Source organism: Nonomuraea sp. NPDC003754, from assembly GCF_053605785.1.
In genome coordinates this window covers 155,375-168,718 of sequence record NZ_JBSGJX010000011.1, presented here as the reverse complement: position 1 = coordinate 168,718, position 13,344 = coordinate 155,375, and the positions used below count along the sequence as shown (strand labels likewise).

General features: G+C 70.8%; 10 protein-coding genes. 7 read left to right on the top strand and 3 right to left on the bottom strand.

Annotated elements, in window-relative coordinates:
• Positions 1 to 95: 95 nt before the first annotated feature.
• From ACWEVS_RS16640 to ACWEVS_RS16625, 4 genes are all read left to right on the top strand, one after another.
• The gene (locus ACWEVS_RS16640) at positions 96 to 527 is read left to right on the top strand and encodes an SRPBCC domain-containing protein (RefSeq protein ID WP_354913142.1); all 432 of its coding nucleotides are present in this window, start codon (positions 96 to 98) and stop codon (positions 525 to 527) included.
• The gene (locus ACWEVS_RS16635; protein WP_452412819.1) at positions 517 to 897 is read left to right on the top strand and encodes an ArsR/SmtB family transcription factor; all 381 of its coding nucleotides are present in this window, start codon (positions 517 to 519) and stop codon (positions 895 to 897) included. Before ACWEVS_RS16640 ends, ACWEVS_RS16635 begins: the two co-directional genes overlap by 11 nt.
• A gap of 225 nt (positions 898 to 1,122) precedes the next feature.
• Positions 1,123 to 1,983 (top strand): DUF899 domain-containing protein, encoded by an 861-nt coding sequence (locus ACWEVS_RS16630; protein ID WP_452412820.1) that lies wholly within the window; start codon positions 1,123 to 1,125, stop codon positions 1,981 to 1,983.
• Positions 1,984 to 2,202: 219 nt separating this feature from the next.
• On the top strand, positions 2,203 to 2,940 hold the full coding sequence (locus ACWEVS_RS16625; protein ID WP_449916477.1) for a dienelactone hydrolase family protein: 738 nt from the start codon (positions 2,203 to 2,205) through the stop codon (positions 2,938 to 2,940).
• Between the two features lie 64 nt (positions 2,941 to 3,004).
• On the opposite strand, the gene ACWEVS_RS16620 is transcribed toward ACWEVS_RS16625, so the two are convergent.
• Positions 3,005 to 5,143: an alpha-L-fucosidase gene (locus ACWEVS_RS16620; protein ID WP_452552156.1), complete on the bottom strand. Its 2,139-nt coding sequence runs from the start codon at positions 5,141 to 5,143 to the stop codon at positions 3,005 to 3,007.
• Between the two features lie 356 nt (positions 5,144 to 5,499).
• On the opposite strand from ACWEVS_RS16620, the gene ACWEVS_RS16615 reads away from it, so the two are divergent.
• Positions 5,500 to 5,886 carry a hypothetical protein gene (locus tag ACWEVS_RS16615; RefSeq protein ID WP_452552155.1) on the top strand — a complete coding sequence of 129 codons (387 nt, stop codon included), beginning with the start codon at positions 5,500 to 5,502 and terminating at the stop codon, positions 5,884 to 5,886.
• Positions 5,887 to 6,285: 399 nt separating this feature from the next.
• On the opposite strand, the gene ACWEVS_RS16610 is transcribed toward ACWEVS_RS16615, so the two are convergent.
• A complete protein-coding gene (locus ACWEVS_RS16610; protein ID WP_452552153.1) occupies positions 6,286 to 6,924 on the bottom strand; it encodes a hypothetical protein in 639 nt (212 codons plus the stop codon).
• Positions 6,925 to 7,309: 385 nt separating this feature from the next.
• Here ACWEVS_RS16610 and ACWEVS_RS16605 point away from each other — a divergent pair, with 385 nt between their 5' ends.
• Both ACWEVS_RS16605 and ACWEVS_RS16600 read left to right on the top strand, forming a co-directional pair.
• A complete protein-coding gene (locus tag ACWEVS_RS16605; protein WP_452412823.1) occupies positions 7,310 to 8,167 on the top strand; it encodes a TetR/AcrR family transcriptional regulator in 858 nt (285 codons plus the stop codon).
• 59 nt (positions 8,168 to 8,226) lie between these two features.
• Complete coding sequence (locus ACWEVS_RS16600) at positions 8,227 to 8,553, top strand: hypothetical protein (RefSeq protein WP_452412824.1); 327 nt, start codon at positions 8,227 to 8,229, stop codon at positions 8,551 to 8,553.
• Positions 8,554 to 8,793: 240 nt separating this feature from the next.
• Here ACWEVS_RS16600 and ACWEVS_RS16595 read toward each other — a convergent pair whose 3' ends face one another.
• A complete protein-coding gene (locus ACWEVS_RS16595; RefSeq protein ID WP_452552152.1) occupies positions 8,794 to 13,272 on the bottom strand; it encodes an HAD-IC family P-type ATPase in 4,479 nt (1,492 codons plus the stop codon).
• Positions 13,273 to 13,344 lie beyond the last annotated feature (72 nt).

Here is a 13,344-nt window from a genome sequence, read left to right as displayed (position 1 = left end):
GCCGTACGGTCGGCCGCCCTCGGGGCGCCCATTGACGCAACCAGTCGATTGCTATAGTGTCGCAACTGTTCGGTTGCTACTTGTGGGAGGGTCTCATGGGTTTTCCTGATCGCATCGAGCGGACCCTGGAGGTCGCTCACCCGCCGAGCAAGGTCTGGGCGGCGCTCACCACGGCCGAGGGTCTCGGCTCCTGGTTCGGCGACGAGGCGACGATCGACCTGAGTCCGGGCGGGCCGGCCCAGCTGAGGTGGGCCGGCGGAGCCACGGTCGACCTGCGCGTGGAACGGGTGGAGGAGCCGACGGTCTTCGGCTTCACCTGGCACATCCACGGGCTGCCCGAGGACGATCCGCGCCGTACCTATGTCGAGTTCACGCTCGAACCGGTCGGCGCGGGCACGCGGCTGACGGTGGTCGAGACCGGTTTCGCCCAGCTGCCCGAGGACGCCTACCGCAAGGCGTACGACTCCAACACCCACGGGTGGGCGAGCGAGCTGGGTGAGCTTGTCGAATACCTCGATGCCGCCTGACGTCGAGGCGGTCGCCGAACAGGTCTTCATCGCCCTGGCCGACCCGAGCCGGCGCGCCATCCTGGCCGCGCTGGCCTCAGGAGGGCCGGCCACGGCCACGGACCTGGCCGATCGGCTGCCGATCACGCGGCAGGCGATCGCCAAGCACCTGGCCCTGCTGGCCGAGGTGGGTCTGGTCACGGCCGAGCCAGGGGAGCGGCGCCGGGTGCGCTACCGGCTTCGCTCCGCGCCGATGCAGGTGGCCCAGCAGTTCCTGGCCGCGCTGGCGCGCGACTGGGACAGCCCGCTGGAGGCGTTGAAGGACCACCTCGACCGGGACGCCGGCGGGCCCGCCACAGCCCCATCCCGCGAAAGGGGACAGCAGGCCTGATCACGGGCTCCGGGTGACGGAGGCCGTTCCCTGGGAAGGTTTCCCTGGCTCGGCTTCTCCATCGACAGCAGCCCGCAGGGCTTGATCACCACCGGCGCGGGCGGCCCGAGAGCCGCGACCGCCCGCGCCTGCCCGCCGAAGAGGCGGCGGCCCGTCAGGGGCGGTGAAAGCGGCTCGCGTGCTCGGCCCGTGAGAGTGGGCCCGAACCAGAAGGAGGAGAGCACGATGAAGACCCCACCGATCGTCACGCCGCAGGAGTGGGAGGCAGCGCGACAGCAGCTGCTCGTGAAGGAGAAGGAGATGACCCGCGCCCGGGACGCGCTGGCCGCGGAGCGGCGGCGGATGCCGTGGCTGGCGGTGGAGAAGGAGTACACCTTCGAAGGGCCCGGGGGCAGGGCGAGCCTGCTCGACCTGTTCGAGGGCCGTCGCCAGCTGATCGTCTACCGCGCCTTCTTCGAGCCCGGCGTGTTCGGCTGGCCCGACCACGCCTGCCGCGGCTGCTCCCTGGTGGCCGACCAGGTCGCCCACCTCGCGCACCTGAACGCCCGCGACACCACGCTCGTCTTCGCCTCGCGCGCGCCGCAGCAGGACATCGAACGGGTGAAGGCGCGGATGGGCTGGACGATGCCCTGGTACACCATGACCGACGCGTTCGACGCCGACTTCGGCGTGGACGAATGGCATGGCACGAACGCGTTCATCCGCGACGGCGACGGCGTGTTCCGTACCTACTTCATCAACAACCGCGGGGACGAGGCGCTGGGCAGCACCTGGAGCTACCTCGACATGACCGCGCTCGGGCGGCAGGAGGAGTGGGAGGACTCACCCGAGGGCTACCCGCAGAGCCGGCCGTACGAGTGGTGGAACTGGCACGACGAGTACGACGACGCAGGGCCGGCGCAGGGATGGCTGGACAAGATCGCCGCGGCCACCGGCACCGGCGACGACGGCAAGGACAACCCCGGCTCCACCGGCCCTGGCTCCACCGACCCCGGTTCCACCGGCTCCCGGCCGCGGCCCAGCGTCGCGAAGGGCGAGGGCACGACGGGATCCAGCGGGTCGGCGGGGTGCTGCTGTCCGGAATGAGCGGCCAGGGCCGGGCGGCGATGTCCCGCTGTCGTCGACCGCTCCGGCGCCGTGGCCGACGCCGAAGAGACCGTGTCGGCGCAGGGGCTACGCCCGGCCGCGCGTCGACCGCCGGCGTGAAGCGACATGACGGTGCGGCCGCCGAAGCCCGCCTTCCGCGGCACCCGTGACGACCTGTTACGTTACGTCTCCTGTGACCGGGTCGGCGGAGGGCTGCCCATGAGGAGACAACACGCGCGCATCCCGTTACCGGACGGCAGCTCGCTGGCCGCGACGGTGGCACTGCCGGAGGGGCCGGCACCGGCGGCCGGATGGCCGGGGGCGGTGGTCGTGCACGAGGCCTACGGCGTCGAACCGGACATGCTGGATGTCGTGGACCTGTTCGCCGCCCATGGGTACGCGGCCGTCCTACCGGATCTGTACAGCCACGGGAGCAGGATCGGGTGCCTGACCCGGGCCATGCACCAGCTCGCGACCGGCAGGCCGGGCCGTCCGGCCGCCGACATCGACGCGACCCGGCAATGGCTGGCCGGCCACGACGGCGTCGACGGCGACCGGCTCGGTGTGATCGGGTTCTGCATGGGCGGCGGGTTCGCCCTCGCGTACGCCGCGAGCGCGCCGCCCGGTGTGCGTGCCGTGTCGGTGAACTACGGCGTGGTTCCCCGCGACCAGGAACAGCTGCGGTCGGTGTGTCCGGTCGTGGGCTCCTACGGTGGCCGTGACCTGGGCTTCCGGTCGCAGGGCGCGCGGCTGCAGGAGCACATGCGGGCGCTCGGCATCGAGCACGACGTCGAGATCTATCCGAGCGCCGGTCACTCGTTCATGACCGACGGCCATCACCCGGTGGCGAAACTGGCGGCCTTCCCGCTGCGTCACGGCCTCGTCCGCCCGGCGGCCGACGACGCGTGGCAGCGCACCTTCGCCTTCTTCGACACCTACGTCGCCGACCACCGGTAGGACCGGCCGGCCGTACCGAGCGGACAGGCCGGTCCCGCCCGCTCGGTCCTGACGAAGCCGGGTCCTAGCCTCTGACCTGGACCTCGGCCAGGGACAGCGGGTTGGACGGCGAGGCGAGCTGGATCCTGACGTACCTGCCTCTGGTGCCCTCGGGCAGCTTGATCTTGCTCGGCGACCCGGCCTGGGCGCTGACGTGCACGGCGGTCACGCCGGGCGCGGTGCGGGCCTGGTCCAGGTCGTCGGTGGTGAACGGCTGGTCGGAGGCCATCACCCAGAAGTCCTTCAGCCGGTCGGCGCAGCAGTCGAGCCGGTTCCAGATGTCCACGCTGTCGAGCGCGGCCGAGGCGCCGAGATCGACCTGCCACCAGGCCTGCTTCTCCGGCTCGGCGGTGTGCGTCGTCGTTCCGGCGCCCCAGTTGCCGTCGGTGTCGCCGTCGACGGCCCGGGAGGCCGGGGCGTCGTAGCCGGTGCTCTTCTGCGTGGCCGGTTTGCCGAGCGAGAGGTTGGGCCGGTTGACCGTCAGGGGCAGGGTGGTGGTGGTCTCCAAGCGTCCGGTGCGCTGGCGCAGCTCAAGCGGGTACTCCCCGGGAGGCGTTCCCGCCGGGGCGCGCACGCTGATCGGCACGGTCACGCTTTCGCCGGGGCCGAGCGGGCGCACGCCGGTCGCCCCGAGCGTGGCCGTCCAGCCCCGCGGCGCGGCGAGGGAGAGCGCGGTGGCAGGGGCGTGCCGCTTGCCGGGGTTGGTGACCGTGAGCTCACCGGTGATCGTCTGATCGGCGGCGATCTCCTTGGCCAGGCTGGAGGAGGTGCGCAGCAGGCTGCGCACGCCCGGCGTCTCGATCTTGAAGACGAAGGCGTGCTGCCCGGTCTGCTCCGGCGTGTCCACCACGACGCGGCCCCGCTCGTCGCGGCTCCACGACAGGGGCGCGCCGGAGCCGAGCATGGTGATGCGGGTGCTGTGGTTCACCGGCAGGTCGGCGCCCAGTGTGAGCTGCTCGCCCGGCCAGGTCAGCGCCGTGGCGTACAGGGTGCCGTCCTTCACCGTGTAGCGGACGTCGTCGGGGCCGCCCTTCTCCTCGGCCCGGTTCCAGTACGTGGTGCCGTAGATCGCCTCGCCGTTGGCCTTGAGCCAGGCCCCGATGTCCAGCAGCCGCTGCCGCTGGATCTCGGGGATCGTGCCGTCGGCCTTCGGGCCGATGTCGAGCAGCAGGTTGCCGTTCTTGCTGACGATGTCCACGAGCGAGTCCACGAGCTGGTCGGAGGTCAGGTGGTCCTCCTCCGGCTCGTTCTGGTTGTAGCCGTAGGAGTGCGCGATGCCGCGGCTGGACTCCCACTTGACCGGGTCGATGTCCGGTTTGACGGTGTACTCAGGGGTCTGGAAGTCCAGCTCGGGGCTGTCGAGGTTGCCGCTCTGGATCTTGCACCGGTTGGCGACCGCGACTTCCTTGCCGCTCTTGACCGCCTTGTTGTAGTAGTCGGCCAGCACCCCCGCGGTGTTCCAGTAGGAGGCCGGCTTCTCCCACTGGCCGTCGCACCAGATGATGTCGGGGTCGTAGCCGTCGATGAGCTCGCGCATCTGCGGGAGCATGTAGTCCTTGACGTAGTCGACCCCGCTCGGCGCTCCGGTGTAGGGAATCGCCGCGCCCGTGTAGGGGTTGGTCGCCGGCCGTCCGGTGTAGGCGGGGTTGTACCACTCGTAGAGCGAGTAGTAGAAGCCGGCCTTCAGCTTGGCCTCGTCCTTGCGCGCCGCGTCGAACAGCTCCTTGGCCAGATCGCGGCCCGGCCCGAGGTCGACGCTGTCACGTCCGCTGACCTTGCTGTCCCACAGGGCCATGCCCTCGTGGTGCTTGGAGGTGAGGACGAAGTACTTGGCGCCGGCGTCCTTGAACAGCTTGATCCAGTCGGCCGCGTCGAACTTCTCCGCCTTCCACTGCCGCAGGAAGGTGTCGTAGTCGAAGTCCTGGCCGTAGGTGGCTTTGTGGTGGGCGTTCGTCGCGCTCCCGCGCGCGTTCATGTAGTTCCAGTACCACTCGGCGTAGCTGCCGCGCGGTCCCCACGCGGGCACCGAGTAGGCGCCCCAGTGGATGAAGATGCCGAACTTGTCGTCATTGAACCATCGGGGCACCGGGTGGCTGTTCAGTGACTCCACCGTGGGCTCGTACGCGGGCGGCGTGTCAGCGGCGACCGGCTGCGTGACACACATAGGTCCGATGAGAAGGAGGCTGATGGCAGGAGCTAAGCGGAGTTTTCGCCTCATGTGGGGGGCTCCAGACGTTGATTGATCGGATGAAAAGTAACCTCCGTGTTATCGCCTTCACAAGGGGGTCAGGTCAAAACGAGAGTCGTCCCACGACGGGAGGCCCCGGTGCATGACGGCGAGCCCTGGCGGTCATTGCTCGCGCCACGCGGGCGCCGCGAGCGGGCCGACCGCCCTCACCTCACCGAGAGCTCCGGCGGCCAACGCCGTCTTCCCCGTGGCCACGCAGGGTGACGACGACGCGCGGGCACCCGAGGCGGCGCCGGTTCAGGACGATCACACAGCGTGCCGTACACGAGGTCATGCCCGCGACCGGTCGGTTGCGGGCGCGGGTGCGGGCGGGCGTCTACTCCCTGCGTTCCAGGACCTCGCGCCTTGCAGGCGAGCGGGTCGTGCTCAGCGGCGGGCGCAGGCTCGCCCCGGGACGGATCAGCCGTCAGGGCGCCACCCTGGTCGCCGACATCGGCAAGGGCCTCGCCCTCGACGAACTCTTCCTGGACGTCAAGCGGCCGGCGCCGGCTTGGTTCCCGAACGCCCAAAGTCGCGGTGCGGTCGCTTGGGCGCCGGAGCCGGTTACCGCCCTGGTGGTGAATGCGGTCGGGCTGATGGTCCTGCCGGAGGTGATGAGTTCGGGCGGTCTGCGGAGGGTGTCGCCCACCGCGCCGGGACGTCATTTCGCGGTTGCATGAGTGCATCGCCGGGTCGCTTGACGATGATCGCCAGGGCGTATCCGATCGGTTGATCTGCGGCCCAGGCGATGAGGGCATGGAGGTCTCACGCGCCAGGTGAGCTTTCCAGGGGGCTCCCTGGTGCTGAGCAGCCGTCGCAGGACCGTGGTAGACGCCCTGCGTGCACAGGCTCAAGATCGTGCTGACATCCGCCAGACCCCCGCCTTCAACGCTCTCTAGCCATAGGGTCCGGGATCGCCGCAGGTCAGAGGCTTCATTGCTACCGGGACCCCAAGAGGCCTGCCTGTATCCGGCCGTCCGCGATCTTTGCCCGACGGCGACCAGTCCCCCGCTGGTGGCCAGTTCATGACCACCAGCGGGGACACGCACCCGCCTTCGACAAGGATGAAAAGGGTTTGCTCACGAAAAACCTTTGGATCGACTCCACCTAAGGCTCTTTTTCCAGGCTTCGTTGACAAACATGACGACGTCACCGTCACTCGATATGGAGTACTTCTCCCAGCCGTCGAAGCCTTCGGTAAGGTGCGTATCCCACTTTTCGAGTGTGCTCGCGCCGACTATGGCAACGGACTCCTGCGGGGGTTCGCCGTCAAAACAATAGGTTCCCCAGTTGGCAACAGCCGCAACCGTTCCCGCCTTGGCCTCCAATTCGGTGCCCTGACACGGGTGTTCCTTCGTTCGATAAAGCAAGACGGGCCTGGTCCATCCGCCATCTGTTGGATCGAAGTGTTGCTCCATGAGGCCCTTGTCGGCGGCATAAAACATCGCCACCCGCCGACCGTCGGCGAGCTCTGTCTGTGCGTTATAAGAGCTGGCATCTGTGTCGCTCCAGTCGCTCTTCTGCAATTCGAAGGAGTAGGCCGAGCGCTTCGCGCGAGGCGCGGTGATCGTGGGCTGAGGAGACATGCCTCCAGTCCTGGCGCCCGGGGACGTAGGGGAGCCGCTTGCGACGACGAGGTCCCGCTGTCCGCAGCCCGCCGCGACAGCGATTACCGCGGCAACGCTCAAGGGGGCCATGCCTCTCATGAATTCATGCATTCCATCTCCATGCCCGCTGTGAGGCCACGCCTGTCTTGGACAACGGTTCGACAAGGCCATAAACCTACCGTCATTGGGCGCATAACATCATGCCCAAGCATGAGGGAACGGATGCCGCCGCCCTGGCCCGCCTGGCGCGAGTGTTGGCTCCGACCGCCGCTCGCCGCCTCTTCCAGTGGTACCTGTCACCCCCACGAGGCAGGATTCATATCCCAGGTTGCCTCTTGGGTGAGTAACGGCATCGCCGGGCTGTTCACCGCGGAGCCGCAGGGCGAGGTGCGTCCCGGCGGGCAGCAGGTCAACCTGCCCGGTAGCCGAGCGTCCGCTTCCACCGCGGCGGCGAAACAGCCGCCGCCGGGCAAGCGCGTCAGGGACCCTCACCGGGATGGTCAACGCCTGGTATGCCACCGTCGATGCGCCGATGCACGGCTACGACCGGAGAGGCCGTCGAACCAACATCGGCGACTACAACGACCGCGGTGCCGTCACGAACGCGCTCGCTTCGCTGGGCTGTTGCCGATTCTCCACGAACTGGCCGGCAGATGGCCTGCCCTTGCCTGTCAAATGGTTGACCATGCCGGATTCCATTCATACCGTCCGATTCATGACCTCTGCTGCCGATGGCCAGCGCGAGGCGATCCTGCAGATTGCGACCCGCATGTTCGCGGCTCTCGGATATGACGGGACTTCCCTTCAGCAGATAGCGGAGGCCGCCGGATTCGACGTCGCCAAGGTGACCTCCCTGTTGGGGAGCAAGCGGGACCTCTACCTGACCATCATGGAACGTGCCCACGAGGCTGATCGCGCTGCGATCGAGGCGGTCATGGCCCGATTCACTCCGCTGTCCCCCGCCGACGCCCCCAAGATGATCCATGCGCTGGCCGACAGCTATCTGGACTTCTGCCAAGCCAACCCGCAGATCCCCGCACTCTGGGCGCACCGCAGCCTCTTCGACGCCCAGGACGTCACCGACCTCGAGCGTCGCTACGTCTGGCCGCTGCACGCCCAGATCCACAAGAGCATCCAGCCCGCCCTCGAGGCAGGACACATCGACGACGCTCCCGACTTCAGATACGTCCTCTGGACGATGGTCTGGTGCGTCGAAGGCTTCTGCTGCGGCGACGTACTCGACGACGAGGGCAACCGCCTCGGCCCCGATGATCGGAAAGCCTCCATCGACTTCCGCAGGTACCTCCACCTCCTGCTCGACCGTCTGCTCATCCCGCCGCAGAAGACCCCCTGACGCAGGCCGAAGCTGGAGACCATTCAAGGACGCGGTCCACTGCGGGGCATGATGAGTCGATGCGACGTCCGGTTCAGCAAGCAAGCCGATCGGCGCGTGCGGCGAGCCTCTCCAAGACGATGACGGCGTACATCGTGCTCAAGCAGGTATGCCAGCCGACATGGTCGAGGTCACCCCGCGAGGACGTCCGGTACGCGGCGCAGGGCCGAGCCTCGATCGCGAACCTGCGCTCGGGAGACCGCTCCACAGTCGAGGACCTGCCGTACGCGATGCTGCTCGCCTCCAGCGCGGATGCCGACCACGCGCTGGCCCGCACGTACGGCTCCGGGATCGGCGGGTTCGCGGCGAAGGTGAACGTCATCGTGGGGCGTCATCGCAGTCCGTGAACCGCTTGGTGCTTTCTGGCCGGACCGGCGTGTCAGGCGAGCCGGAGGCCGGCCGGTCGGGTCATCGACGCGATCAGGGCCTGGACGAGGCGCATGATCAGCGCCTCCAGGAGCATGAAGGCGGCCTTGGCAAGCAGGGAAGCCAAGAAATCAGACACTTGCTACCTCACATGGAGAAAGACACTGTTATAGGCATATTTCGCTATAAATTTCCGTGTTCGGGTGTCGTTCGGATGACGGTCAGGTGAACTGTCCAGAACGTTTCCGCCCCAGGCTTTCGATCACCGTGGCCAGCAGCACCGCGAGCGCCGCGCACCCGAGCCCGATGCCCCAGCCGAGCGGCCCGATCGGCCGGTTCCCGAAGAACTGGCTGAGGCCGGGGACCGAGACGATCATGCCCAGCGCCGCCAGCGACGACACCGAGGCCAGCACCACCACCCGGTCCCTGCTGCCCAGCGCCAGCGTCTGCAGCAACTGGGCGCCGACCAGGGCCACCAGCCCGACTGTGTCCGCGCGGCTACGGGTGCCGGTCATGCGGGCGAGGATCCAGGCCGCGGTCGCCGCCGCGGCCGTGGTGGCCGCGCGCAGGTAGATGTCCCGCGTCAGCGCGGCGCCGAGCGACGCCTCGGGCCCCTCCGCCAGCAGCGCCTCCGGACTGGCGGCGCCGGGCGGCCGGACGGCCACCGCCATCGCCGGCAGCATGTCGGTGAGCAGGTTGACCAGCAGCAACTGGCGGGCGTTCAGCGCGCTGCGCCTGGTGAGCAGGCTCGAGCCGAGGGTGAAAGCGATCTCTCCGATGTTGCCGCCGAGCAGGATGCCCAGCGCGTCGCGGACGGAGCCCCACATGGCCCTGCCCTCGACGATCGCGTCGATGATCGTCTCGATCCGGTCGTCGATCACGACGATGTCGGCGGCGGCCCTGGCGGCGGGAGTCGCACGGGGTCCGAGGGCGACACCGACGTCGGCGAGCCGGATGGCCGGCACGTCGTTGGCGCCGTCGCCGGTGACGGCCACCACCCTTCCCGTCCGGCGCAGGCTGGTCACGATCCGCGCCTTGTGCTCGGGGGTGACCCGGGCGAAGACCGCCACGTCCGGCAGCGCCGCGCCCAGGGCCGCGTCGTCCAGGCCGTCGAGCTCGGGGCCGGTCAGGACGCGCCCGCCGTTCAGGGCGTTGATCTCGGCGGCGATCGCCTCGGCCGTGCTGGGATGGTCGCCGGTGATCATGACCACGCGGACGCCCGCCCGCATCAGTCCTTCCACGCTGCGCTTGGCCGTCGGCCGCACGGGGTCGGCCAGACCGAGGAAACCCAGGAAGGAAAGGCGTTCGATGCGGGACTCGTCGAGGTCGGCGCGGCTGGAGGCCGGCCGTTCGGCGACCGCGAGCACGCGGTAGCCCTGCAGCGCGAGCCGGTCCACCTCCTTCTCCAGCGCCCGCCTGGCCGCCGGGTCCAACGGGACCCGCCGGCCCCCGCGGACCAGGTCGGCACAGCGGGTGAGCACGACCTCGGGAGCGCCTTTGACGCTCAGCAGATGACCGGACTCCGACAGGCCGAGGACCGCGTGGTAGCCGCGCCCCGGTTCGAAGGGCAGTTCGTCGACCCGCTCCCAGCGCGCCAGCCCGTTCCGCGCGGTGACCCCCAGCCGGGCGGCCCCCTCGACCACGGCCCGGTCCGTGGGATGGGGAATGGCCCGCCCGCCGCCGAACCGCGGTCCCGCGCGCAGCGCCGCGGCGACGATCTCCCGCAGCGCCGGCGTCGCCGCCTCCAGCGCCTCCTCGGACCACCCGTTCGACACCCTGCGCAGGCTGATGTGCCCCTCGGTCAGGGTTCCCGTCTTGTCGAAGCAGAGCACGTCGACCCGGCCCAGCGCCTCGATCGTCGACGGGTTGCGGACGAGCGTGTTGCGCGCCGACAGCCGCTTGGCCGAGGCGAGCTCGGCCACGGTGGCGACGAACGGCAGCCCCTCGGGGACCGCGGCCACCATCATGCTCACCGCGGGCGCCACCGCCTGCGCCAGCCGCGAGCCGCGGACCATCTCGACGACCATCAGGACCACCCCGGAGCCGACCGCGGCGGGCAGGATCCTGCTGCTCAGCTCGCGAAGCCGCAGCTCCACCCCGCTGTCCGGCGGCCGCTCGCGGGCCAGCCTGGCGGTCCTGCCCGCCTCGGTCGCCTCGCCGGTGGCCACGACCACGGCGAGGCCATGGCCGGCCGCGACGGTCGTCCCCTGGTACACCATCGAGGCACGGTCCGCGACGGCGCGCGCCGCGGTCGGCGCCGCCGTCTTGGCGACGAGCTGCGATTCGCCGGTGAGGACCGACTCGTCCAGCTCGAGGCCGGTCTCCTGGATGAGCCTGCAGTCGGCGGGTACGGCGTCGCCGGCCCGCAGCTCGATCACGTCCCCCGGCACCAGGTCGTCGGCGACGCCCGTCATGCCGCCGCCGGGCCGGCGCAGCCGTACCCGCACGGCGGTGGCCTCGGTGAGGCGGCGCAGCGCCCGGTCGGCGCCCTGCCGCTGGGCGCCGCCGATGAGCGCGTCGACGACCATCACGCCGCCGATGAGCACGCTGTCCAGCGCCGAGCCGACGACGGCCGACAGACCGGCGCCCGCGGCCAGGACCGGAGTCAGCGGGTTGGCCAGCTCGTGCAGCGACGCGCCCACCAGGGACGTCGGGCCGGCCGCCTGCCGTCGCGGCGCCTTCCGGCGGCGCCGGGCCGCCTCCGTCTCGGTCAGGCCGCCGGGCGAGGTGCGCAGCCGGGCCAGCACGTCGCGCACCGCCATGGCGTGCCAGGGCGTGTGGTCGGCCTGGATCGGCGGCAGCCGGCGCTCCATGTGACGTCCCGCCCACTCCCCGACGACCAGCGCGGCCAGGGAGGTGCAGTCGCGCACCAGGTGGGCCTGCCGGACGGCGACCGGCTGCGGCACCAGGAACGCCAGTCCCGCCCCCGCGACGGCTCCCGCGGCGGCCACCCGCACGCTTCGCGTGCTCGCCTTCCTGGCGTACGGCAGGCACTGGAGCAGCAGGTGCACCCCGTCGAGCTCGCCGATCACGTCCGCGTCCCAGGGGACCCGCCGCGGCCGTCCGAGCACCCCGATGCCCAGGTCGGCCTGGCTCAGGCCGCGGCGCGCGCGCTGGGACACCACGGCCACGGCGTGCCCCTCGAGCTGGAGCGCGCGGACCGAGGCGGCCAGCCGGGACCCGCCGGCGACGGTCCGCTCCACGCCGAGCCGGCGGGCGAAGCCCGTGTCCCCGCCGGCCAGGACCACCTCGCAGACGCCGTCCGGCGCCGCGACCACGGCTTCGGCCAGCGGGTGCAACTCCCTGGCCAGGCCGACCAGGGCCCGCGGGACCTCACGCTCGGCCACCACGACGGCCCGGATCCCCTGCTCGCGCCACTCAGCCAGGCGGGCGGGCCCGACGGCCGCCGCGACCGGCCCCTCCGCCTCCTCGTACGGCACGGCGGTCCACCCGTCGTGCTCGCACCTGGCCGCGGGATCGGTCAGGTCGAGCAGGGTGTAGAGCCTGGCGTGCAGGTCGTCCGTGTCCACGTCCTGGGCGAGCGGGACGACGCTGTCGACCGTCCAGGCGCCGGAGACGAGCACGTCGGCGTCCAGGACGACCATGTCGATGCGATCCATGCGGTGCAGCGCGTGGCGATCCAGCACGATCGTGTCGCGTCCCGCCAGGGCACGCAGGGCGGCGCTGGTGAAGGCGTCCCTGCCGAGGCGCGCGGCCTTGGGCGCCCCGGTGATGAGCACGGACAGTCCCCGCTGGTGGTCCTGGCTGATGGCCGTGGTCACGCTGTGCGCCACCACCGAGGCCGCGCTGGCCGCGTCGGCGTAGCGCTCGACGGGCCCGTGGGGGAGCGGAACCGGGCGGGCGGTCGCCGCTGTCCTGAGATGGCGGTAGGCGCCCTGCTCGGCGGCGAACCCCTCCTCGCGCAGCGCCCAGGCCCGAAGCCCGGCCCGCGCGTCGACGTAGCGGCCCGCCGCGGCGACGGCGTCGACCAGCAGCGACAGGGGCCGCCCGGCCAGCGTCTGGGAGACGACCCTGGTCGCGGTCAGCACCGTGTCCACGGCGTGCTTGCCGAGGCGCTGCTCCAGCTCGTGGCGGATCCGCGGGGTGTCCTCGGCCAGCGCCAGGAAGGGCGGCACCGCCGCGTGCAGCCTCGGCAGGCGCGCGGCCTGGCCGGCCAGCGCCACTCCGGCTCCGACGAGGTGCAGGCCGAGGCTGACCGCGGCGCGGGCCTGCTGTTCGACGCCGTCGAGCACGCGGGTGGCCGCCGGCCCCTCCTCCGCGCTGTCGTCAGCGCTCTCATCCACGCTGCCGTCCGCACTGCCGTCCACGCTGCCGTCCACGCTGCCGTCCGCACTGCCGTCCGCCGTCTTGTCCGCGGTCGTGCCAGGGGTCCGCCCGTCCGTGTCGAGCTCTTCCACCAGCGCCAGGAGTTTGTCCATGTCGACCGTGGTGATGTCGCATCCGACGAACACGCAGCCGAGCGCCCCGTTCACCTCGGCGCGCCCGGCGCCCGCCGCGCGCAGCCGCTCCTCGAGGGCGCGCGCGAACCGCTCGCTTCCCGGCCCGCCGACGCGCCGCAACTCGATGCGGACCCCGCCCGCGCACGGCTGTACCCGGCGAGGTCGTGGAATGAAGCCGCGCACCGGTTCGGGGACCAGGTCGAGCAGCGTGTCAACCGAGGGCAGGCCGAGCCATGCCATACACCCTCCCGGCAACGGTTCGTCGAGCCGCGAGAGCGCGCGGCTCGCTGGGATCACGGGGCAACGGAGCTC

Excerpts from the sequence above, each read along its gene's own strand:
- ACWEVS_RS16615 (WP_452552155.1), top strand. The coding sequence starts at position 5,500 with ATGCCCGCGACCGGTCGGTTGCGGGCGCGGGTGCGGGCGGGCGTCTAC.
- ACWEVS_RS16640 (WP_354913142.1), top strand. The coding sequence starts at position 96 with ATGGGTTTTCCTGATCGCATCGAGCGGACCCTGGAGGTCGCTCACCCG.
- ACWEVS_RS16595 (WP_452552152.1), bottom strand. The coding sequence starts at position 13,272 with ATGGCATGGCTCGGCCTGCCCTCGGTTGACACGCTGCTCGACCTGGTC.
- ACWEVS_RS16610 (WP_452552153.1), bottom strand. The coding sequence starts at position 6,924 with ATGCATGAATTCATGAGAGGCATGGCCCCCTTGAGCGTTGCCGCGGTA.
- ACWEVS_RS16620 (WP_452552156.1), bottom strand. The coding sequence starts at position 5,143 with ATGTGTGTCACGCAGCCGGTCGCCGCTGACACGCCGCCCGCGTACGAG.
- ACWEVS_RS16635 (WP_452412819.1), top strand. The coding sequence starts at position 517 with ATGCCGCCTGACGTCGAGGCGGTCGCCGAACAGGTCTTCATCGCCCTG.
- ACWEVS_RS16625 (WP_449916477.1), top strand. The coding sequence starts at position 2,203 with ATGAGGAGACAACACGCGCGCATCCCGTTACCGGACGGCAGCTCGCTG.
- ACWEVS_RS16600 (WP_452412824.1), top strand. The coding sequence starts at position 8,227 with ATGCGACGTCCGGTTCAGCAAGCAAGCCGATCGGCGCGTGCGGCGAGC.
- ACWEVS_RS16605 (WP_452412823.1), top strand. The coding sequence starts at position 7,310 with ATGGTCAACGCCTGGTATGCCACCGTCGATGCGCCGATGCACGGCTAC.
- ACWEVS_RS16630 (WP_452412820.1), top strand. The coding sequence starts at position 1,123 with ATGAAGACCCCACCGATCGTCACGCCGCAGGAGTGGGAGGCAGCGCGA.